General features: G+C 64.6%; 24 protein-coding genes. 19 read left to right on the plus strand and 5 right to left on the minus strand.

The features are described from left to right. Positions 1–30 precede the first annotated feature (30 nt). Both DFR49_RS08480 and DFR49_RS08485 read left to right on the plus strand, forming a co-directional pair. On the plus strand, positions 31–864 hold the full coding sequence (locus DFR49_RS08480) for an MBL fold metallo-hydrolase (RefSeq protein WP_211325826.1): 834 nt from the start codon (positions 31–33) through the stop codon (positions 862–864). A gap of 52 nt (positions 865–916) precedes the next feature. After that, complete coding sequence (locus DFR49_RS08485; RefSeq protein WP_119035155.1) at positions 917–1,219, plus strand: monooxygenase; 303 nt, start codon at positions 917–919, stop codon at positions 1,217–1,219. A gap of 5 nt (positions 1,220–1,224) precedes the next feature. Here the strand turns inward: DFR49_RS08485 and DFR49_RS08490 are convergent, their stop codons facing one another. Further along, positions 1,225–1,623, minus strand: coding sequence for an ArsR/SmtB family transcription factor (locus DFR49_RS08490; RefSeq protein ID WP_119035156.1), 399 nt, complete (start codon positions 1,621–1,623; stop codon positions 1,225–1,227). After that, complete coding sequence (locus tag DFR49_RS08495) at positions 1,620–2,231, minus strand: peroxiredoxin (protein ID WP_119035157.1); 612 nt, start codon at positions 2,229–2,231, stop codon at positions 1,620–1,622. The genes DFR49_RS08490 and DFR49_RS08495 overlap by 4 nt, the downstream gene beginning before the upstream one ends. Positions 2,232–2,319: 88 nt before the next feature. Between DFR49_RS08495 and DFR49_RS08500 the strand changes: the two genes are divergently transcribed. The 8 genes from DFR49_RS08500 (at position 2,320) to DFR49_RS08535 (ending at position 9,953) form a co-directional block, all read left to right on the plus strand. Further along, entirely contained in the window at positions 2,320–3,234 is a 915-nt protein-coding gene (locus tag DFR49_RS08500; protein ID WP_119035158.1) for an MBL fold metallo-hydrolase, read from the plus strand. Then, complete coding sequence (locus DFR49_RS08505) at positions 3,231–3,668, plus strand: YeeE/YedE family protein (protein WP_119035159.1); 438 nt, start codon at positions 3,231–3,233, stop codon at positions 3,666–3,668. Before DFR49_RS08500 ends, DFR49_RS08505 begins: the two co-directional genes overlap by 4 nt. A 1-nt stretch (position 3,669) precedes the next feature. Beyond that, the gene (locus DFR49_RS08510; protein WP_119035160.1) at positions 3,670–4,083 is read left to right on the plus strand and encodes a DUF6691 family protein; all 414 of its coding nucleotides are present in this window, start codon (positions 3,670–3,672) and stop codon (positions 4,081–4,083) included. An 18-nt stretch (positions 4,084–4,101) separates the two neighbouring features. Next, complete coding sequence (locus DFR49_RS08515) at positions 4,102–5,673, plus strand: bifunctional protein tyrosine phosphatase family protein/NAD(P)/FAD-dependent oxidoreductase (protein WP_119035161.1); 1,572 nt, start codon at positions 4,102–4,104, stop codon at positions 5,671–5,673. Continuing rightward, complete coding sequence (locus DFR49_RS08520) at positions 5,634–6,461, plus strand: sulfite exporter TauE/SafE family protein (protein WP_211325827.1); 828 nt, start codon at positions 5,634–5,636, stop codon at positions 6,459–6,461. The genes DFR49_RS08515 and DFR49_RS08520 overlap by 40 nt, the downstream gene beginning before the upstream one ends. A gap of 19 nt (positions 6,462–6,480) precedes the next feature. Further along, on the plus strand, positions 6,481–7,110 hold the full coding sequence (locus DFR49_RS08525) for an SAM-dependent methyltransferase (protein WP_119035162.1): 630 nt from the start codon (positions 6,481–6,483) through the stop codon (positions 7,108–7,110). Positions 7,111–7,202: 92 nt separating this feature from the next. Next, positions 7,203–7,697 (plus strand): DsrE family protein, encoded by a 495-nt coding sequence (locus tag DFR49_RS08530; RefSeq protein ID WP_119035163.1) that lies wholly within the window; start codon positions 7,203–7,205, stop codon positions 7,695–7,697. Positions 7,698–7,763: 66 nt separating this feature from the next. Beyond that, positions 7,764–9,953: a protein-disulfide reductase DsbD family protein gene (locus DFR49_RS08535; RefSeq protein ID WP_119035164.1), complete on the plus strand. Its 2,190-nt coding sequence runs from the start codon at positions 7,764–7,766 to the stop codon at positions 9,951–9,953. Here DFR49_RS08535 and DFR49_RS08540 read toward each other — a convergent pair. Then, entirely contained in the window at positions 9,950–10,834 is an 885-nt protein-coding gene (locus DFR49_RS08540) for an AraC family transcriptional regulator (protein ID WP_211325828.1), read from the minus strand. The genes DFR49_RS08535 and DFR49_RS08540 overlap by 4 nt on opposite strands. A 21-nt stretch (positions 10,835–10,855) precedes the next feature. On the opposite strand from DFR49_RS08540, the gene DFR49_RS08545 reads away from it, so the two are divergent. The 7 genes from DFR49_RS08545 to DFR49_RS08575 are packed head-to-tail and all read left to right on the plus strand — an operon-like array spanning position 10,856 to position 16,978. Next, the gene (locus DFR49_RS08545) at positions 10,856–12,175 is read left to right on the plus strand and encodes a tetratricopeptide repeat protein (RefSeq protein WP_119035166.1); all 1,320 of its coding nucleotides are present in this window, start codon (positions 10,856–10,858) and stop codon (positions 12,173–12,175) included. After that, the gene (locus DFR49_RS08550; RefSeq protein ID WP_119035167.1) at positions 12,172–13,401 is read left to right on the plus strand and encodes an MFS transporter; all 1,230 of its coding nucleotides are present in this window, start codon (positions 12,172–12,174) and stop codon (positions 13,399–13,401) included. Before DFR49_RS08545 ends, DFR49_RS08550 begins: the two co-directional genes overlap by 4 nt. After that, complete coding sequence (locus DFR49_RS08555) at positions 13,398–13,892, plus strand: DUF2938 family protein (RefSeq protein WP_119035168.1); 495 nt, start codon at positions 13,398–13,400, stop codon at positions 13,890–13,892. The genes DFR49_RS08550 and DFR49_RS08555 overlap by 4 nt, the downstream gene beginning before the upstream one ends. A gap of 14 nt (positions 13,893–13,906) precedes the next feature. Next, positions 13,907–14,425 carry a carboxymuconolactone decarboxylase family protein gene (locus tag DFR49_RS08560; RefSeq protein ID WP_119035169.1) on the plus strand — a complete coding sequence of 173 codons (519 nt, stop codon included), beginning with the start codon at positions 13,907–13,909 and terminating at the stop codon, positions 14,423–14,425. 34 nt (positions 14,426–14,459) lie between these two features. Beyond that, positions 14,460–15,203, plus strand: a complete 744-nt coding sequence (locus tag DFR49_RS08565; RefSeq protein WP_119035170.1) for an SDR family oxidoreductase — start codon at positions 14,460–14,462, stop codon at positions 15,201–15,203. Between the two features lie 3 nt (positions 15,204–15,206). Further along, positions 15,207–15,887, plus strand: coding sequence for a cupin domain-containing protein (locus DFR49_RS08570; RefSeq protein ID WP_119035171.1), 681 nt, complete (start codon positions 15,207–15,209; stop codon positions 15,885–15,887). Then, positions 15,887–16,978 carry a flavin monoamine oxidase family protein gene (locus DFR49_RS08575; protein WP_119035172.1) on the plus strand — a complete coding sequence of 364 codons (1,092 nt, stop codon included), beginning with the start codon at positions 15,887–15,889 and terminating at the stop codon, positions 16,976–16,978. Before DFR49_RS08570 ends, DFR49_RS08575 begins: the two co-directional genes overlap by 1 nt. 194 nt (positions 16,979–17,172) lie before the next feature. Here DFR49_RS08575 and DFR49_RS08580 read toward each other — a convergent pair whose 3' ends face one another. Both DFR49_RS08580 and DFR49_RS08585 read right to left on the minus strand, forming a co-directional pair. Next, the gene (locus tag DFR49_RS08580) at positions 17,173–17,856 is read right to left on the minus strand and encodes a DsbA family protein (protein WP_119035173.1); all 684 of its coding nucleotides are present in this window, start codon (positions 17,854–17,856) and stop codon (positions 17,173–17,175) included. Continuing rightward, on the minus strand, positions 17,853–18,659 hold the full coding sequence (locus DFR49_RS08585) for a TlpA disulfide reductase family protein (protein ID WP_119035174.1): 807 nt from the start codon (positions 18,657–18,659) through the stop codon (positions 17,853–17,855). Before DFR49_RS08585 ends, DFR49_RS08580 begins: the two co-directional genes overlap by 4 nt. Positions 18,660–18,759: 100 nt before the next feature. On the opposite strand from DFR49_RS08585, the gene DFR49_RS08590 reads away from it, so the two are divergent. Both DFR49_RS08590 and DFR49_RS08595 read left to right on the plus strand, forming a co-directional pair. Then, on the plus strand, positions 18,760–19,407 hold the full coding sequence (locus tag DFR49_RS08590; protein WP_245968302.1) for a winged helix-turn-helix domain-containing protein: 648 nt from the start codon (positions 18,760–18,762) through the stop codon (positions 19,405–19,407). Next, positions 19,404–20,723 (plus strand): ATP-binding protein, encoded by a 1,320-nt coding sequence (locus DFR49_RS08595; protein ID WP_119035176.1) that lies wholly within the window; start codon positions 19,404–19,406, stop codon positions 20,721–20,723. The genes DFR49_RS08590 and DFR49_RS08595 overlap by 4 nt, the downstream gene beginning before the upstream one ends. Positions 20,724–20,911: the final 188 nt, after the last annotated feature.

A 20,911-nucleotide genomic window follows, 5' to 3' on the forward strand; every position in this document is an offset into this window, starting at 1 on the left:
AGAGACCTCTTTGCCCTGTCCGGCGCGGCTTTGGCCGCGACCGCCTTTGCCGCCCATGCGCAGGAAGCCCCCGCCACGGGGAACGCGGGCATCAAGATCACCCAGATTCGCAACGCCACCCTGCATATCGACTATGCCGGAACGCGTTTTCTGGTCGATCCGATGCTCTCCGAACGCCACGCCTGGCCAGGTTTCGAGGGCACGGTGAACAGCGAGGAGCGCAATCCGCTCGTGCACCTTCCCTTCCCGGTCGAGGATATTGTCGATGTGGATGCGGTGATCGTCGCCCATCTACACGAAGATCATTGGGATGCAGCAACGCGCAAGCTCATGCCGAAGACTTTGCCGCTCTTCGTGCAGAATGACGCCGATGCCGGGACCGTCCGCGCGCAAGGCTTCACCGACGTTCGCATTCTTGGCGCCACGTCGCGGTTCAACGGGGTGCAACTCATCAAGACCGGGGGCCGCCACGGCACCGACGCGGCCTATGCGGTCGCCGGCGCCCGCCTCGGCGACGTGTGCGGCGTGGTCTTCAAGCATCCCGGCATGAAGACCGTCTATCTGGCCGGCGACACGATCTGGAACGACGACGTTGCAGCCGCTCTCGCCACCCACAAGCCAGAGATCGCGATCCTGAACACCGGCGATGCGAGGCTGATCGGCATTGATGACGGCATCATCATGGGCACGGCCGATGTCCTCTCGGTCCATCAGGCCGCGCCGGAGACGATCCTCGTCGCAACCCATATGGAAGCGGTGAATCACTGCATCCTGACCCGCGCCCAGCTTCGCGCTTTCGCCCGCGACAAGGGGTTCGCCGACAAGCTCCTGGCACCGGGGGACGGCGAAGCGCTTATAGTCTGACGAGCATCCGGGCGTCGCTCATTCAGGTTGAATAGCCACAGGGGTTTGAACCATGCCTTATCTGTTACAAGTAGACTTCCCATACCAAGGCCCCTGGGGCAAGGAGATGGCTTCCGCCTCGCGCGATCTGGCGGAGTCGATTGCGGGCGAACCGGGCCTGATCTGGAAGGTCTGGACCGAAAATCAGGCCATGGGAGAGGCTGGCGGCATCTATCTCTTCGATGATCTGCCGAACGCCGAGGCCTATCTGGCCATGCACAGCCAACGGCTGAAGAGCTTCGGTGTGCCGGTGGTGAATGCCAAGATTTTTCAGGTCAATGAAGCGCTGTCGCGGATCGACCGGGCGCCTCTGTAACGCGTTCAGCGACCCACAAGGCGAGCAAAGTGAGCCGCGCCCGGCAGCGTGGCCGCTGCTTCACCGTCCGAACTGTTCAAGCCGGTTGGCAGGCCGGATAGATCGCCCGCGCCGAATACGGCTTCGATGCCGCGCACGCAAAGCTCCGTCCCGCTGTCGGCGAGGCTGTAATAGACCTGCCGGGCCTGCCGCCGCGTGGTAACGAGGGACGCCTTGCGCAGTTCGGCAAGCTGCTGGCTGAGCGCGGGCTGGCCAATGCCGGTCGCCTCGTCGATCATCGAGACCGACTGCTCGCCTTGCTCCAGCAGCAACGACAGGATCATCAGGCGTTGAGGCTGGGCGTAGATCCTCAGCTTTTCCGCCGCTTCCTCGGCCCGCTCGCGCGCGGCATGGAGGGGGGTCATGGCGCGCTCCGGCAGAACCAGTCGCCCCCGTCCGTATTGTCCGAAGACGGGAGCAGCAGCGGCTCGCCCGCGCGCCATCCCTCGGGCGCGAGCCGGTCGCCACTATGCGCGGCCTGAAGCGCGGCGAGCATCCGCAGCATTTCATCGACCGAGCGCCCGACATTCATCGGATAATGGGTGATTGCCCGGATCACGCCGTCCGGATCGATGAAATAGGTCGCACGGACGCCGGCGCTGTCCCGCGCATCCTCACCGATCATGCCATAAGCGCGCCCGATCGCCATCGAGGGGTCTTCGATCACCGGGAAGCCGACCTCCACGCCGAATAGGTCGCGGATCGCCTTGAGCCAGGCAAGATGCGAATAGAGGCTGTCCACGGAAAGGCCGAGCAGCACGCCGCCCAACTCCTCGAAGCGATCCTGCGCCCTGGCGAGGCTGACGAATTCGCTGGTGCAGACGGGGGTGAAATCGGCCGGGTGCGAAAAGAACACCACCCATTTCCCACGCAGTGACGAGAGGCGCAGCGGTCCCTTCGTCGTGCGTGCCTCGAAATCGGGCGCGGTGTCGCCGAGGCGCAGGCTGGGGGCAGCTTCAGGCGTGGTCGTCATGGCTTTCACTCTCGCATCCCGGCCCGCTTGACGCAAGCCGATTACATATTTACATAGTTCCATAATTATTAAATTAAAGGATCGAGCCATGGATGACCCGATCGGTCAGGCAGCCCGGCAAATCGAGGAATCCCGCAAGGGCGTCCCGCAAATTCGCGCCTTCTTTGACGATGCCACCAATACTGTCAGCTATGTCGTCCACGATCCCGAGACGCGGCGCACGGCAATCATCGACAGCGTGCTGGATTATGACGCTGCCGCGGGCCGCATCACTTACACGTCCGCCGATGCGATCCTCGCTTATGTGGGCGAGCAGCAACTCACCGTCGAATGGCTGTTGGAAACCCATGCTCATGCCGATCACCTCTCGGCCGCGCCGTATTTGCAAGAGCGGCTGGGCGGAAAGCTCGCTATCGGCAAGGCGATCCTGACCGTGCAAGAGACGTTCGGAAAGCTGTTCAACGAAGGCACCGCGTTCGCGCGCGACGGATCGCAGTTCGATCATCTGTTCGAGGATGGCGATCGGTTCATGATCGGCAATCTCGCCGCGACGGTACTGCATGTGCCGGGCCATACGCCGGCTGATCTCGCTTATGTGATCGGCGATGCGGCGTTTATCGGCGACACTTTGTTCATGCCCGATTATGGCACGGCGCGGGCGGATTTTCCGGGCGGCGACGCGCGGACGCTCTTTCGCTCGATCCGGCGGCTGCTGACCCTGCCCGCCGAAACGCGGCTGTTCCTGTGCCACGATTACAGGGCGCCGGACCGCGACGACTATCGCTGGGAAACCACGGTGGCGGAGCAGCGCGCCAGCAATGTCCATGTCCATGATGGCATTGACGAGGATGGCTTTGTCGCGATGCGCGAGGCGCGGGACGCGACGTTGGATATGCCGAAGCTGATCCTGCCCTCGATCCAGGTGAACATGCGCGGTGGTCATCTGCCCGAGCCGGAAGGCAACGGCACGCGCTATCTCAAAATCCCGCTGGACGCGCTATGAACACGCTGTTTCCCGAAGCAATGCCGGGCATGGGCTTCCTCGGCGGGCTGCTGATCGGCCTGGCCGGCGCGATCATGCTGCTGGGGCTGGGCCGCATCGCCGGCGTCAGCGGTCTTGCCGCACGCGCCATCGGCATCGGCAGCGGCACGGACTCGCGCGCCGTCGCGCTGGCCTTCATCCTCGGCCTGCCGCTCGGCGCGGCATTGGTGGCGGCGGTTCGGCCGGTTGCCGTCACTTTTCCGCCGTCACTCGCGGTCCTCGTCATCGGCGGCTTGCTGGTCGGTTTCGGCACAAGGCTCGGCAGCGGCTGCACCAGTGGGCATGGCGTCTGCGGCCTGTCGCGCCTGTCGCCCCGATCCATGGCGGCGACGGCACTGTTCATGGCGGCCGGGTTCGCAACCGTGGCAGCAATGCGCATCTTGGGGTCGGGCTGACATGCGCGCGCTTATCGCCTTGCTGGCCGGAACGATCTTCGGCGCGGGGCTCGCCCTTTCCGGCATGGCCGACCCCGCGCGCGTCCGCGCCTTTCTCGATCTGTTCGGGGCATGGGACCCGACGCTCGCCTTCGTGATGGCTGGGGCCATAACGCCGATGGTGCTCGCGTGGCTCATCCAGCGCCGCCTGCCCCGCGCTTTGTCCGGCGACGCCTTCGCCTTGCCGGGCACAAGGCGCATCGATGCGCCGCTGGCCGCGGGCGCGCTGCTGTTCGGCATCGGCTGGGGTATCGCCGGCCTGTGCCCCGGCCCGGCCATCGCCAATCTCGCGCTCGCACCCTTTGCGGTCCTGCCGTTCCTCGCCGCGATGATCGCGGGGATGCTGCTCCATCGCCTGCGGGCGGCTGGGCGCTGACATAAGCGGAGACACTCCATGGAAAAGATCACACCGGTCACCGCCGATTTCTCGGTATTGCCGCAGATTGGGCCGGAAGACATGCCGTATGTGGTAGCCGCTGGCTTCCGATCCATCATCTCCAACCGCCCCGATGGGGAAGAGCCGGGACAGCCGGACGCGGCCATCCTTGCACGTAGGGCGCTTGAGCATGGCCTTGCCTTCGAGCATCTGCCGGTCGCCAATCCCGACATCGCCCCGGCCGATGCCCGCGCCATGCGGGCCGCGCTGGACCGGCTCCCCAAACCCGTCCTCGCCTTCTGCCGGACGGGCGCGCGCTCGACCGCGATGCACGCCGCCGCCATGGCGCTGGGCGACGATAAGGCAACCACCTATGATGTCGTGATCGTCGGCGGCGGTAGTGCGGGCATCGCCTGTGCCGCCAGCCTGCTCAAGCGCCGGGCCGATCTGTCGATCGCGGTCATCGAGCCAGCGGATGCGCACTATTATCAGCCGGGCTGGACGATGGTGGGCGCTGGCGTGTTCGATCCGCAGGTCACGCGCCGAACGATGGCAGAAGTGATGCCGCGCAAGGCACATTGGATCAGGCAAGCCGCCAACACGTTTCAGCCCGGCAGCAACAGCGTGACGCTCGATGACGGCACGGCGATCACCTATCGCACGCTCGTCGTCGCGCCGGGCCTGAAGCTGGATTGGGAGGCTATTCCCGGCCTTGCCGAGACCCTTGGCCGCAACGGCGTCACCTCCAATTATCGCTATGATCTGGCGCCCTATACGCATGAACTGGTGCGCAAGCTGGCGCGGGGCCGCGCACTGTTCACGCAGCCGCCCATGCCGATCAAATGTGCCGGCGCGCCGCAAAAGGCCATGTATCTCTCCTGCCATGACTGGGAGAAGCGCGGGCTGCTCGACGGCATCGGCGTCGAGTTTCACAGTGCCGGTCCGGCCTTGTTCGGGGTGGCCGATTATGTGCCCGCGGTGACGGCCTATATCGAACGCTACGGCATCGATTTCAGGCCCGGATCGAAGCTGGTCGGCGTGGACGGTGACGCCCGGATCGCGCGGTTCGAGCAGGGCGATGGCGACGTGATCGAGCGCCCGTTCGACATACTCCACGCGGTTCCGCCGCAGGTGGCGCCGGATTTTGTGCGTTCCAGCCCCATCGCCGACGATAGCGGCTTCGTCGCGGTCGATCCTGCGACGTTGCGCCATCCGACATGGCCCAATCTGTTCGCGCTGGGCGATGTCATCGCCGCCAGCAACGCCAAGACCGCCGCTGCCGCGCGCAAGCAGGCCCCGGTGGTCGCGGTGAACGTGCTCGCCGCCCTTGATGGCAAAGCCCCGGCAGCGGCCTATGACGGCTATGGTTCCTGCCCGCTCACCGTCGAGCGCGGCCGGATCGTACTGGCCGAGTTCGGCTATGGCGGCAAGCTGCTGCCGAGCTTCCCGAGTTGGCTGCTCGATGGCCGCAAGCCGACGCGCCTCGCCTGGTTCCTGAAAGACCGGATGCTGCCGCCGATCTACTGGCATGGCATGCTCAAGGGCCGGGAATGGCTCGCTGGCCCGCAACCGATCGGACAGGGGCGGTGATCCTCGAACCGCTGCAATATCTGCTGGGCATCCTGTCCGGTTCGCTCGTCGGGTTCAGCCTGGGGCTGGTCGGCGGCGGTGGGTCGATCCTGGCGGTGCCGCTGATGGTCTATCTGGTCGGCGTGCCCAATGCCCATGTCGCGATCGGCACCAGCGCGCTGGCGGTGGCGGCCAATGCGGCGACGGGCCTCGTCCAGCATGCCCGCGCCCATCACGTCAAATGGCGCTGCGGCGGCATGTTCGCGGCAGCGGGCGTCATCGGGGCGCTGGCCGGCTCCACCTTCGGCAAGATGGTCGATGGCGAGAAGCTGCTGTTCCTGTTCGCGTTGGTCATGCTGCTGGTCGGGGTGTTGATGCTCAAGGGGCGCGGCAATCCCGGCAATCCCGGCGCCGAATGCAATCGGGAGAAGGCGCCCAAAGTGCTCGGCTACGGGTTTGGTTCGGGCCTGTTCTCCGGCTTCTTCGGCATTGGCGGCGGGTTCCTGATCGTGCCGGGCCTCGTCGCCTCGACCGGGATGCCGATCCTGTTCGCGGTCGGCACCTCGCTGGTTGCGGTGACCGCCTTTGGCCTGACCACCGCAGCCAACTATGCCTTTTCCGGGCTGGTCGACTGGCCGCTGGCGATCCTGTTCATCGTGGGAGGCGCGGTGGGGAGTTTTGCAGGCACGCGCCTCGCCAGCCGGCTGGGCGCGCAAACCGGGCGGCTGACGGTGGTGTTCGCGACGCTGATCTTCGCCGTCGCCGCCTATATGCTCTGGCGCAGCGCCGGGGCGTTTGTCGAAATCTGAACGGAGCAGAGGCCGCTTCATGACCTTGCCACCATCCGCGCCCGATTGGGACGCCCGCTATGACCGGGCTGACTATCTGTTCGGCACCGAGCCCAATGCCTTCCTGAAACGCGAAACGCCGCAACTCGACAAGTGCGGGGAAGTGCTGTGCGTTGCCGACGGTGAAGGCCGCAACAGTGTCTGGCTCGCGAAACAGGGGCTTCGTGTTCATGCCGTGGATGCGTCCGCCGTCGCGCTCGACAAGGCCGGCGCGCTTGCGACGCGGGAAGGCGTTGCCGATGCGATCCGCTTTGAGCAGGTCGATCTCACGCGATGGCGCTGGCCCCATGAGCGCTATCATTCGGTGGTCGCCATTTTCATTCAATTTGCTGGACCGGCGGCGCGGGCTGATATGTTCAGCGGCATGAAGGAAGCTCTCGTTCCCGGCGGACTGCTTTTACTACAAGGTTATCGACCAGAGCAAATCGACTATGCGACAGGCGGGCCGGGCGCGATCGAAAACCTGTATGATGAGTCCATGCTGCGCAGTGCTTTCGATGATTTCGAGATATGCAAGCTTGTCAGTTACGACGCGCAGATCAGCGAGGGCGACGGGCATAACGGCATGTCTGCACTGATCGACCTGATCGCGCGGAAGCCGGTCTTATGACTCTATCGGAGAGAAATATGCCATCGAACAAGGTTCGCGCGCGGGCGCATTCCTGGAGACGGACCGGACTGGCTCTGGTTCTTGGGCTAGTGATGATGGGCAATGCCAACGCGCAGGATGCCAATCACCCGGTCATTGCCGGCTATGGCGCCATCCACCCGGCTCAGGATCTCGCGAACCTGCCCGATCCTTCGTTGCGCTATCGCGTCGCCTTTGAAATCACGCGCGCCGCGAGTGACAATGGGCAGGTCAATCCGGCTCTCGATCGGGTTGCCCGCTTCATCAACCTCCTGGGCGCGGCGGGCGTGCGGCCTGATCCCGGCGATATTGTCGTGGTCATGCACGGCCCGGCGACACCTTCGATCCTGCGCGATGCCGCTTATGAGACCCGCTTCCATCAGGCCAACCCTAACAGCGGGCTTATCGCGAAACTGCAACAGGCGGGTGTTGCCATCCATGTGTGCAGCTTTGCTCTCGCCAATCAACGGATCGAGAGGGATGAAGTCGCGAAGGATGTGACGATCGATCTCGCCGCCATGGTCACGCTCGCGAATTTGCAACTCAAAGGCTGGGCGCTCATTCTCTAGCGCGAGAGTCGGACTGCCGTTCGCCGCCTAAGCCAGCCTTAAGCTTGGGGCTCGAAATGCGCCCCTATGACACGGAATTCCCGACTCTCGCTGGCGGCGTGGCCGTTCCCGACCTTCGTTCAGATCGTGCTTCTCCGCATGTTGGCCGCGATCCTGCTGCTTTGGCTGGCGCTTGCCGGTGTTCAGGTGATGGCACAGCCCGCGCAACATATTCGGGCATCGCTATATGCGCAAAGCGATGCACCGAAACCGGGCGGAAAGACCCGCCTTGCGATCCGCATGACGCCGGAACACGGATGGCATGGATATTGGATCAACCCGGGTGACAGCGGCCTGTCCGTCGATGCCCAATGGCATCTGCCGGAAGGTGTACACGCCGGCCCGCTCGAACATCCCGTGCCCGAGCTGCTCGAACTGGCCGGCCTCGCCAGCTATGTCCACAAGGGCGCATTCACGCTGCTGGCCGATCTTGAGATCGACAACGCCATCGCGCAGGGCACAGCGCTGCCGATCAGCGTCGACCTGTCGTGGCTTGCCTGTTCCGATGCTTTGTGCGTGCCTGAACGCGCGACGCTCCAGCTTGCGTTGACCGCAGGCGATGGAGGTGCAGATCAGGCGAACCTATCGCTGTTTTCAGCGGCGGAATCGGCATTGCCATCAAGGGCAGTGCGAGGAAGTCTGCGGGCCGCCGATGGCCGCTGGGCGTTCATCATTTCAGGAGTGGAGGCGTTGGATACCAATCACACGCTGCTCTTCCCGCAGGAGAGCGGCTGGTTCGAGGCGGGTGCCCGGCAGCATGTGACCCGCCAGCCAGATGGGACGATCCGGATCGAGGTCGCCGCGGCAGGGCCGGCGCCTGCAGCCCCGTTCACCGGGGTCATTGCCGATGGCCGCCAAAGTGTCGCGATTGCCGACATCAAGCCGGACACGGCCGAAAATCCTCTCGCCGCAACAGAAAGCGAGTCTGCGCCAGCAGTCGTCGCCCCATTGGAGAGCATTCCGCCCGCTATGGCATCCCCTGATCCAGCCACGCCGGCCACCGGCGATATGCCCGCCTTGTGGATCGCGCTCGGCGGTGCCTTGCTCGGGGGCCTGCTGCTCAATCTGATGCCTTGCGTCTTCCCGATCCTGTCTCTGAAGGCGTTGAGCCTGACGAAGGCCGGCGTTGATCGCCGCGCGGCGAAAGTCGAGGGCATCGCCTATTTCGCCGGCAGTGTCGCCACCACCTTTGCGCTGGGCGCCATATTGGTGAGCGCGCGATTGCTGGGGCATGATATTGGCTGGTCCTTCCAGCTCCAGAACCCGCATATCATTCTGCTGCTGATGTTGCTGTCGCTGGCCATCGCCCTTAATCTGGCTGGGCTGTTCGAGATAAGGGGCATCTCTATCGCGCATCGCGCCATGGCGGCGCCGGGCTGGCCCGGGGCATTCGGCACGGGCGCGCTCGCGGCGCTGATCGCGACGCCTTGCAGCGGCCCCTTCATGGGCGTCGCGCTGGGCGCGGCGCTGGTGCTGCCGGCGCCGCAAGCGCTTGCGGTGTTTGCCGGTCTCGGCATCGGCATGGCGCTGCCGTTCCTCGCCATCGCCTTCATTCCCGCCCTCCAGCGGCTTTTGCCCAAGCCGGGGGCGTGGATGGAGACTTTCCGCCGCATACTGGCGCTTCCCATGCTGCTGACCGCCATCGGCCTCGCCTGGGTGCTGGGACGACAGAGCGGCGTGGACGGCCTGTCCCTTGGCCTGCTGCTCTCCGCATTGGCTGGGGTGGGCCTGTGGTGGGCGGGACTGCGCCAGAATCGCGGTCGTAGCGCCAGGGCCGCGTTACTGCCGGTCGCGGCAGCCCTGTTGCTTGCGGTCGGCCTCGATCTGCCGCGCCCGGCGCTGGCAGCTCCGTCCAGAGCCGATGCGAATGTCGAACCGTTCAGTGAACAGCGCCTCGCCGAGCTTCAGACCGAAGGACGGCCGGTCTTCGTGGATATGACCGCCGACTGGTGCCTCGTCTGTCAGGTCAACCAGCGTGTCGCTATCGATCGACCGGATACGCGCGCGGCGTTCGAAAAGGGTGGCGTGGTGACGTTGGTAGGCGATTGGACGCAGGGCGATCCCGCGATCACGCGCTTTCTGGCTTCGCGCGGGCGCAATTCCATTCCCTATTATCTGTTCGTCACCCCTTCGGGCGAAGTGCGGGAATTGCCGCAGATTCTGACGAGCGACCTGCTGGTCCGGCAGGCGGAGCAATCCGGGCAGCCGCGCCTTTAGGATGCCCGGTTCATATAGGCTTGCGGAGGCATCCCCATTTCGGTGCGAAACGCATAGATGAACGCCGAGGGCGATCCATAGCCGAGTTCCAGCGCCACGCTAGTCACATCCATCCCGCCGCCAAGCAACTCGACGGCCTTGAACAACCGCATCCGGCGGCGCCAGGAGCGCAGGCTCATACCGATCTCGGCTTCGAAGCGACGGGTCAGAGTCCGCGACGACATACCAAGCTCGCGCGCCCATTCCTCAGCCGACCGTGCGTCGGCGGGATCGGCATAGAGCGCGGCGCAGAGTCCTGCGAGGACTTCGCCTTGTGGCCATTGCAACGCCGCCGGAATAGGCGCGGCGCGGCGCAATTGATCGAGGATGAGGTCTGTGACGCGGCCAGCATATCCGCGGTCATTCTCGTTGGACCGGAGGTCGACCGTCTCCGCTATCAGCGCTTTGAGAAGAGGGCCGACCGCATGGACCGTGGGTTCGCGGGGAAACCCGACTCCGGCTTCCGACGCGATCCAGAGGCTACGAAATTCGGCCCCTAGCAGTGATCCGACGCGATGGATGATTCCGGAGGGCAGCCATACGGCCTGTTCGGGTGAAATCACAAAGGATCGTCCAACGATCGTGACAGTGAGAACCCCTGAAATCGCGTAGACCAACTGCCCCCAGTCATGGGCATGTTCGGGAAAGTAACTGCGCGGGGGAAGCGACTGCGCGCGCATCGTCAGCGGTGCGGGCGGTTTCGTATCCGGCGGCGGCGCCACGGCCTGCCAATCCAATTTTTGGCCGCTATTGTACATAGATTGTCTTGTAATCGAAAGACGGACAATCAGGAAGCGGTTATAGATCAGGCAGCGTCCGGCGGCGCTTTGCCCGCAATCCAACCCACGGAAATAGAGCCGCCAATGGCGAAATTCGACACTTACGACCTTCCTCTTTCAACCGCGTCCGATGAAGCGGCCGCGCTCTATCGCGAGGGCGTGGCTTTGATGCTGTCGGCGTGGCCGGGAGCGGCGGAAGCATTGGATGGGGCGATTGACGCCGATCCCGATTTCGCCCTGGCGCATGCGGCCCGCGCGCGGTTGCACGCGATGCGCGCCCAGCCTGCCGAAGCGCACGGCCGGATCGTGGTCGCACAGGAAAAGGTGGGTTCCACTCATACCGAACGGGAAGCAGGTCATGTCAATGCGCTGATGCTCGCGATCAACGGACGTTCGCAAGAGACGCTGGCGTCCGCGCTCGCCCATGTCGAACGCTGGCCGCACGATGCGATCATCCTGTCGCTACCGATCGGCGCTTTCGGTCTGTTCGCTTTCTCCGGCATGGCCGACCACAATCAGGCCAAGGTCGATCTGTGCGCCCGCCACGCGGCGGCATTCCCCGACGATGATTGGTGGTTCCTCACCTATTACGGTTGGTCATTGGCCGAAAATGGCGAGGTCGCGCGCGGGCGCACTATGCTGGAGCGCGCGATCGGGCTGCGCCGTGAAAACGCCAATACGGCGCACGCGCTGGCTCATGCGATGTTCGAGAGCGGTGCGAACGACGCGGCCGACGCGCTGATCGCGAATTGGCTTCCGGATTATCCCCGAAGCGGCATCCTGCACGGCCATATCGCCTGGCACGCGGCGCTCGTCGCGCTGGAGCGCGGCGACGCCGATCGCGCACTCGCCATCTATGCCGACAAGGTGCAACATTCGGTGTCGCTGGGGACACCGATCCATATCGTCAGCGACGCGGCATCGCTGCTCTGGCGGCTGCAAGCCTATGGCCATGCTGTACCGGAGGGACTTTGGCAGGATGCCGCCGACTATGCTCGGGACGCCTTTCCCAAGCCCGGCCATGCCTTCGTCGATGCCCATATGACGCTGCTCGAGGCGGCGACCGGCGATAACGCAGGTCTCTTCCGCCGCATCGCTGCGCTGGACGAGATGGTCGCCAACGGGGCGCTTGGCGCCGGCGGGATTGTGCCCGCCATCGGCCGGGCCGCGCAGGCCTTTGCTGGAGGGGATTATGCCGGGTGCGTGCGGATCCTCGAACCGATGGCGGCGGATGTCGCGCGGATCGGCGGCAGCAACGCCCAGCGGGAGTTTCCCGAAGACATGCTGCTGATCGCGCTGATGCGCACCGCCGAGACAGAGAAGGCGCGCGCCTTGCTCGACCGCCGCCTCCATCGCCGTCCGTCGCCGCGCGACAGTCGTTGGCTTTCCGGGCTGGCTTCATGATCGCCTCGACCGCCGTGCCCGACCTGGGGAGCCGCCGCGAACAGCGCGGCACGATCATCCGGCTTTCGCTGGCGCAGGCGCTCGCCGGCGCCAATTCGACGGTGATCTATGCGACCGGCGCGATCATCGGTGCTGCGCTCGCGCCGGACAAGGCGCTGGCGACGCTGCCCATCTCGGTGTTTGTCGTGGGAATGGCCGCCTGCATCCTGCCCACCGGCCTGATCGCCCGCCGCTATGGCCGGCGCGCCGCCTTCCTCGCCGGAACCGCCGGAGGGGTGTTGACCGGCCTGCTCGCGGCGCTGGCCGTGGTGCTGGGATCCTTCTGGCTGTTCTGCCTCGCCACCTTCTTCGGCGGCGCCTATGCCGCCGTCGTCCTGTCCTTCCGCTTCGCGGCGGCGGATTGCATCGAGCCGGAATGGCGACCGCGCGCGCTCTCCATCGTCATGGCGGGCGGCGTCGCGGCGGGCGTGGTCGGGCCACAACTCGTTACATATACCATGGACCTGTGGCCCCCGCATATGTTCGCGGCGACCTTTCTCGTACAGGCGCTGGTCGCGGTCCTGTCGGCGGTGGTGCTGGCGAGCGTCAGATTGCCGATGCCGACCACCGCTGAGAGGGCGGGCGGCCGGCCCCTGTCGGTGATTGCCCGGCAACCGCTGTTCATCGTCGCCGCGACCTGCGGCGCGGTGTCCTATATGCTGATGAACTTTCTGATGACCTCGGCCCCGCTCGCGATGCGGATGTGCGGCCATAGCCAGGAAGCCTCCAATCTCGGCCTGCAATGGCATGTCATCGCCATGTATGCGCCGAGCTTCTTTACCGGGCATCTGATCACGCGCTTCGGGGCGGGCCGTGTCGTCGCGGTCGGGCTGGCGCTGATCGGGATTTCGGCGGCGGTGGGCCTCGCCGGCATCGACGTCGCGCATTTCTGGGCCACGCTGGTCCTGCTCGGCGTGGGCTGGAATTTCGGGTTCATCGGCGCCTCTGCGCTGGTGCTCGAATGTCATCGCCCGGAAGAGAAGACCCGCGTGCAGGCATTGAACGACTTCATCGTCTTCGGGACGATGGCGGTCGGCTCCTTCTCCTCGGGCGGGCTGCTCACCGCTTATGGCTGGGACATGGTGCTGTGGGTGTCGTTCGCCCCGCTCGCCTTCGCGGTGATCGCGCTGTTGCTCGTCGCCCGGCTGCGGCGCTCTCCCTCGATTGGCAAGGAAGCTGTAAGATGACCTCAACGGAAATGCTTATCCGCGCCGCGCTGGTCGGCATCGGTGGCACGATCATCCTCGATCTCTATGCCTACACCCTTCAGCGCCTCTTCGGCGTGCCCGCGACCAACTGGCGGATGGTCGGGCGTTGGATCGGTCATATGCCCAAAGGCGAGTTCGTCCAGCCCGCGATCGGCCAGGCGAGCCCCGTGCCCGGCGAACATGCGTTGGGCTGGGCATTCCACTATGCCATCGGCGTCGGTTACGGCCTGCTGCTGCTCGCCTTATGGGGCGCAAGCTGGTTCCAGAGCCCGAGCATCGTCGAGCCCTTGATTCTGGCGCTGGTGCTGCTGGTCCTGCCCTATTTCGTGATGATGCCGGGTCTGGGGTTCGGCATGGCCGGATCGCGCACGCCCAAACCCAATGTGACGCGCCTCAAAAGCGTGGTCGGCCATTCCGTGTTCGGGAGCGGCATGTATCTCACGGCGCGCCTGCTCGAAACGACCGCATAGACAGGAGAATTTATATGACCGGCGTAAGAGTGACACCGTGGCAGGATGGCGATCCTGCTCCCGCTGATCTGGTGGAAAGCATGAAGGCCCGGCGTCCAAACCGCGAACTGATCGGTATCGATCGCATCCTCCTCAAGAGCTTTCCGCTGGCGACAGGGTGGAACGGGCTGCTCGGGCGAGTGCGCGCGGAGTTCGATCTCGACCTTGAATATCGCGAACTCATCATGTGCCGCGTGGCCGCGCTCAATCGCGCCGAGTTTGAGTGGAACGTCCATAAGCCCGCCTATCTCGCGGCTGGCGGCACGGAGGCGAAATGCGAAGCCTTGCGCGCCGACGGGATCGACCCGCTCTTTGACGAAAAGGAAAGCGCGCTTCTGGAACTGACGGACCAGTCCACCCGCAATGTCGAAGTCGATGGCCAGCTCATCGACGAACTCAAATCGCTTTTCGGCGAACAGCAGACCGTCGAGGCGGTAGCCACTGTCGCCGCTTACAACATGGTGTCGCGCTTCCTGGTCGCACTCGCGATCTGAGACTGCGGGATATCCGTATCAGGAGGCATGGATCATGCTGGATGGAAAGACGGCGCTCGTAACGGGCGGATCAAGCGGCATCGGGCTGGCCACGGCACGCCTGCTGCGGGACAATGGCGCGCGTGTCGCGATCATGGGCAGTTCGCCGGAAAAGCTTGACCATGCCATTGCCGATCTCGGCGATGATGTCGTGGCGCTTCACGGGGACGTTACCTCCCTCGACGATCTCGCGCGAGCGCGCGAGGCGCTCGAGACGTCCTTCGGGGGCCTCGACATCCTGTTCGCCAATGCCGGTGTCGCCTTCGGCACGCCGATCGCGACCACCGACGAAGCGGCCTACACCCGCATGATGGACGTGAATGTGAAGGGGGTCTTCTTCACCATTCAGGCCGTGCTGCCGCTGATGCGCGAAGGCGGCTCGATCGTTCTCAACACCTCCTGGCTCAACCAGATCGGGGCGCCGGGCCGCAGCCTGCTGTCGGCCTCGAAAGCCGCGGTACGCTCCTTCGCCCGCACGCTCTCGGCCGAATTGCTTGATCGGAAGATTCGGGTCAACGCCGTCAGTCCCGGCTCGATCGAAACGCCGATCCACCGGGGCAAGGATCAAAACGAGGAAGATTTCCGCGCCTATGCGGAGAAGGTCGGTGCGCAGGCGCCGCTCGGCCGCATGGGCCGCCCGGAGGAAATTGCCGCCGCCGTTCTGTTCCTCGCAAGCAATGCGTCAAGCTATATGCTGGGCGCGGAGGTCGTCGTGGACGGCGGCCGGGCGGAGTTGTGAGCCATGCTGCTGAAAGATGATCTTGCGGTTCGCACGCTGGTCCATGCGGCCGCGCTGGATTGGGTGCCAAGCCCGGCCAAGGGGGTCGAGCGCCGGATGCTGTTCCGTATCGGCGACGAGAAAGCCCGTGCCACCTCGATCGTCCGCTATGCGCCGGGCAGCCATTTCGCGCGGCATGGCCATCCGGGCGGCGAGGAGTTTCTGGTGCTGGAAGGCACGTTTCAGGACGAAACCGGGGACTTCCCGGCAGGCACCTATGTCCGCAACCCGCCGGGAACCGGGCATGCGCCGGGCAGCGAGGACGGCTGCACCATATTCGTCAAATTATGGCAGTTCGGCGCCACGGATCGGGAACGCGTCGTAGCGCGCCCCGGCGATGGCAAGTCCATTGCCCTCCGCCCCGGTGTCATCTCTTCGTTCCTTCTGTTCCAAAGCGCCTCGGAGCATGTGATGCTCGAAACGTGGCAACCCGATGCCGAAATCAACCTGGTCAATCCCGAGGGGCTGGAACTGCTGGTTCTGAACGGCAGCTTCGACAGCGAAAGCGACACGCTGACCCGCTGGAGCTGGTTGCGACTGCCGCCCGGCCAACCGCTGACCGCACATGTTGGACCGGAGGGCGCGAGCGTCTGGTTCAAGTCGGCGCCACTGCTTCACGATGACGTGTGCGCCTTCGCGGATTGATGCGAACCGATGTCGTCATAATTGGCGGAGGGCTTTCGGGTCTTGTCGTCGCTCGCGCGCTTTATGAGGCCGGAATAGAATTCACGCTGGTCGAGGCCAGAAATAGGCTCGGTGGCAGGATAGTCTCGGCTGGCGGGGACGGCGCGCTGTCCACGGACGGTTTCGATCTCGGCCCCTCCTGGATCTGGCCGGACATGCAGCCGGAACTCGGCGCATTGATACGCGATCTGGGATTGTCGCTTTTCGCGCAATTCAGCGATGGCGACATGCTATTCGAACATGCGACCGGACAAACACCCCAGCGTTATCCCACGATGGCATCCGCACCGCCGTCCTTCCGGGTCACGGGGGGAATGGGCGCAATCATCGCCGCGCTGGCCAGGCCGTTGCCTGCAAAGTGCATTCTGCTCGATACGCCGATCACGCATATCGCCTCCACGAACGAAGGCGTGGACCTTGTAACCGATGGCCGTGGCAGCATTAGCGCCAGGCAGGCGGTGCTCGCCGCCCCGCCAAGACTGGCGCAGGCGCTGATTCATTTTTCACCTGCTCTGGATGAAGCCACAGTTCGACGCTGGCGCCAGACCCCAACGTGGATGGCGCCGCATGCCAAATTCTTTGCGTTGTATGAGCGGCCATTTTGGCGCGATGCCGGGCTTTCCGGCCACGCCCGCAGCGCGATGGGGCCGATGACTGAAATCCACGATGCAACGACCGCATCGGGACAAGCCGCATTATTCGGTTTTCTTGGCCTGTCCGCATCCCAGCGCAGGCAGTTCGATTCGGAAGCGATTGCACAAACCTGCCTTCTCCAGTTGGCAAGACTGTTCGGGCCTGAAGCCGCCAGCCCGCGCGTCACGCTGTTCAAGGATTGGGCGGCCGATCCGCTGACCGCGACAGAGCTGGACCAGAGCGGCAGCGAACACCCTTATCCCGCCTCCGCACCATGGCTGGGCGAAGACTGGCAGGATCGTCTTGTCCTTGCCGCAAGCGAAACAAGCCTGACCGAGCCGGGCTACCTTGCGGGCGCGGTGGAAGCAGGACAGCGTAGCGCGAATACGGTCATTCGCCGCCTGGATCGCACTCCATAAGTCCACCTTAAGCTAGGGCCTGTCTTTCCCCCGCAATCCGGGAGGAATCTCAATGCCCAAAGTTTGCAGCCGTCGTCGGTGCGTTGGCCTATGACCACGCTGGTTCAGGCAATCGGCGGTGGAGCGTAGGGACCCTTGCGAGCCGCGGCTCCCTACGCAGGTCGCGCGGTTTACTGGGATCATGCGGGTGCGCCCTATTGCATTTGTGCCTGCTGGCCCTGGGAACGCGCCATTGCGACTGCCTCACGCATGTTGGGCAGATCGACCGCGCCGGGGATCAGGTAATTACCGACCAGCATGGCCGGTGTGCCCGAAAGCCCCATCATCGCGGCATAGCGGCTGGATCGGCTGAGCGTCTGGTCGATTTCGGAGCGGTGCTGGCGCAAATCCGCCTGCAATCTGGCCCAATCGACTCCCGCGCGATCGGCGGCGGCCCGGATGGATTGCGAACTGAGCTTGCCCTGTGATCGCATGAGGGCGTCGTTGAAGGCCTCGTGCTTGCTCTGATATTTGGATGCGATGGCGGCCTTCGCCGCTTCCGTGGACGCGGCACCGAAGATCGGCCAGTCCCGATGGACCAGCTTCACCTTCTTGTCCTCGCGCATGAGCGCTTCGAGAACGGGATGTACCTTGCGGCAATAAGGGCATTGATAGTCGGAGAAGAACACGATCGTCACGTCATAGCCTTGCGGCGCGATGGTTGGTGCAACCGGATCATTCTGGATCTCATGACGGATACGCGCGCCCTCAGCCGCCGTGTTTGAATCGTCGGTCGAGTGGGCATGGGCGCTGCCATCGTCGCCGCCTGCCCGGACGGCCACGACTCCGGCGCCAAGGGCGACAGTTCCTAACATGCCGACAAGGGCGAGTTTCTTCATATTGGATTCCTTTCCAGATCGCGGATGGCCGCAGTCAGCGCGGCACGAGAGATTTCACCGGCATGGGTGCTGCGGATCTGCCCGGCCGCATCGACAAACAAAGTGGTGGGAAATGCCTGCGCGCCGGTCGCCTCGCCCAGCACGCCAACAGGATCGAGGACAAGGGCGGATGTCGCCAGCTTTTCGCGTTTCAGATATGCGGCGATTACGGCAGGCGTTTCGCGCTGGTTGACCAGCAGAATAGGCACCTTCGAGCCACTCGCCACGTCGATCAGCATGGGCATTTCGCGCCGGCAGGGCGGGCACCAGGTCGCCCAGAGATTGAGCACGAACGGTTGGCCCCGCAAGCTGTAAAGCGACAGCGTCTTGCCGTTCATGTCGGCAAGGACAATGCCTTGGGGAAGCGGACGGATGGACGGTGCAAGCCAGTGCGTCAGTCCCATATGCGCCAGCGCCAGCGCCGCGAGCGACACAAGCAGCCCTCCGGTTGCCCGTTGTCGTCCAAGCAGCAAAGCGGCCGCCGCGGCGGCGGCGCCAACGCCAGGCCAGATCGTGAATCCGCCTTGCCAGAGCGCGATGACGGTCCAGGGCTCGGCCGCAAACGCCGTGTAGTTCTCCGCCACATAGGCGACACGCGCGGCCAGGATGCCTATAGCTACGGCGATCCATGCCACACGCCCTGCGCGACTACTGGTGCGCGTCCCGATCCAGGCGCCAGCGCTGAGAAACAGCCATAAAGCCGCGACCGCAAGCAGCCGGTCGCTTGCGAGCATCAGAGGGCCGATCTGGATAATTCCGTCCATGGCGCCGGGTGATTGGTGGCAAAGCTTAAGGCAAACTTAGCCTGCGCCTTAAGTGTGCGATAAGCTTGGCGCGTGATTGGAAGCCTTAATGCGGATATTGGTGGTCGAAGATGATGCGGTGCTGCGCGACGGCCTGATCGCCGGGCTTAGCCTTGACGGGTTCGAGGTCGATGCCGTTGCGAACTGCGCCGATGCGCGCGCCGGTCTCGATGCCAGCGACCATGCCGCTATCGTGCTCGATATCGGCCTGCCGGACGGCTCGGGCCTCGATCTGCTCGGCGAGTGGCGCAAGGCTGGCGTCGCCACACCCATCCTGCTGCTGACCGCGCGCAATCTCATTTCCGACCGGATCGACGGGCTGGACGGCGGCGCCGACGATTATCTCGGCAAGCCGTTCGATCTTTCCGAACTCTCGGCCCGGTTGCGCGCCTTGCTGCGTCGATCGAACGGCCGCGCCCATGGTGAAATCCGGTTGGGGGCGCTTTCCATCGACGAAGCGCGGCGGCAGGTTCGCCTCGACGGGCAGGATATTCCACTGTCCCGACGCGAATATGCGATCCTTCATGCACTGGCGGCTCATCCCGGCCACATCCTGTCGCGCGCTCAACTCGAAGACCGCATCTACGGCTGGCAGGAAGAAATCGAGAGCAACGCCGTCGAAGTGCATATCCATAAGCTGCGCGCCAAGCTCGGTCGCGACTGGATCGAGACGGTGCGCGGTGAGGGCTATCGGATCGCTTGCCCATGAAGTCGCCCCTAAATTCGCTGCACGGCCGCCTGTTCGCCCTGGTCGCGGCTGTCACCATGCTGGTCTGGGCCGGGGCGGCAACCTGGACATCGCTGTCCACGCGCGCGCAAGTCGAGCAGGTGCTCGATCGCCGGCTGATCGAAGCGGCGCGCATGGTCGCCGCGCTCGACGTGCCAGTCACGGACATCGACCGGCCCGCCCCGCCCACGCCCTATGATCGTGAATTGTCCTGCCAGATATGGTCGCTCCGGGGCGAACTGGTCAGCCATTCCGCCGGTTCCCCCGCCACGCCGCTCGCCGGTGGCGAAGCGGGCTTTTCCGAACGCTGGATCGGGGACGAGCATTGGCGGGTCTATACCCATGTCGATGCCGAGCGCGGCATCCGCGTCATGGTCGGCGATAATCTGAGCGTGCGCGATCGGCTGGTGTCCGGCATGATGCTGGGCCTGCTGCTGCCGGCCCTCGTCGGACTGGCCGCGCTGGCGATTCTGTCGTGGCTGAGCGTCTCGCGCGGATTGCGACCGCTCGACCGGCTGGCGAAGAGCATCGAGGCGCGCTCGCCCGATCTCCTGACCCCGCTCGGGATCGACAAGGCGCCGGCCGAACTGGCGCCGGTGGTCCGCGCCATGGATGGATTGCTCTCCCGCCTTGCCGCCGCACGCCGGGCCGAACGCGATTTCGTGACCAATGCCGCCCATGAACTGCTGACGCCGCTCGCCGGCCTTAAGACGCAGGCCGAGGTGGCGCGGCGGGCAAGCGACGAAACCATGCGCGGCCATGCGCTCGAACGCATCGTCTTTTCCGTCGATCGCACCAGCTGCCTCGTCCGCCAGCTTCTTGCTCTTGCGCGCGAGGAAGGGCGAGTGCGCGATGGCCCGCCGCCTCGGACACCATTGCGCACGGTGCTGGACGAGATTGCGCAGACCTACGGGCCACTCGCCGATGCGAAAGGCGTGAGGCTCGACATGGAACGATCCTGCCGCGATCTCACCGTGTCGATCGAAGCGGAGGTTTTGGCCTTGGCGCTCGGCAATCTGGTGGAGAATGCCATCCTCCACGGCGCAGCCGGAGGCACAGTGCAGGTTACCTGCATCGAGCAAGCCGGGCTGGAAATCCGCGTGACGGATAACGGTCCAGGCATTCCACCCGATCAGCGGGAACGACTGCGCCGCCGCTTCGAACGGGGGACGGGCACGGACGTTCCCGGCAGCGGGCTTGGCCTGTCGATTGCTGAAGCCGCCCTTGCCGCGGCCGGAGGCAGTCTCGATCTGCGATCAGCAGAGCCGCACGGCCTTGTTGCCGCTATCCACATTTGAGAACGCGTCATTTCATAACGTCGCGCCAAATCTCTCTTGAGTGTCGCACTTCATCGTTTCGTCAGACGCGCCGATAAGCTGCGCTTAAGGTTCTGACGTGACCCCCGCTTTTTCCTTCAGTTGGAGCTAGAGTCCGACCCGACAAAGGGACGGACAGATGAAGCGGAAGCAGTTTTCGGAAGAACAGA

The sequence above is a fragment of the Hephaestia caeni genome, assembly GCF_003550065.1.
In the GTDB taxonomy this organism is placed as follows: Bacteria; Pseudomonadota; Alphaproteobacteria; order Sphingomonadales; family Sphingomonadaceae; genus Sphingomonas; species Sphingomonas caeni_A.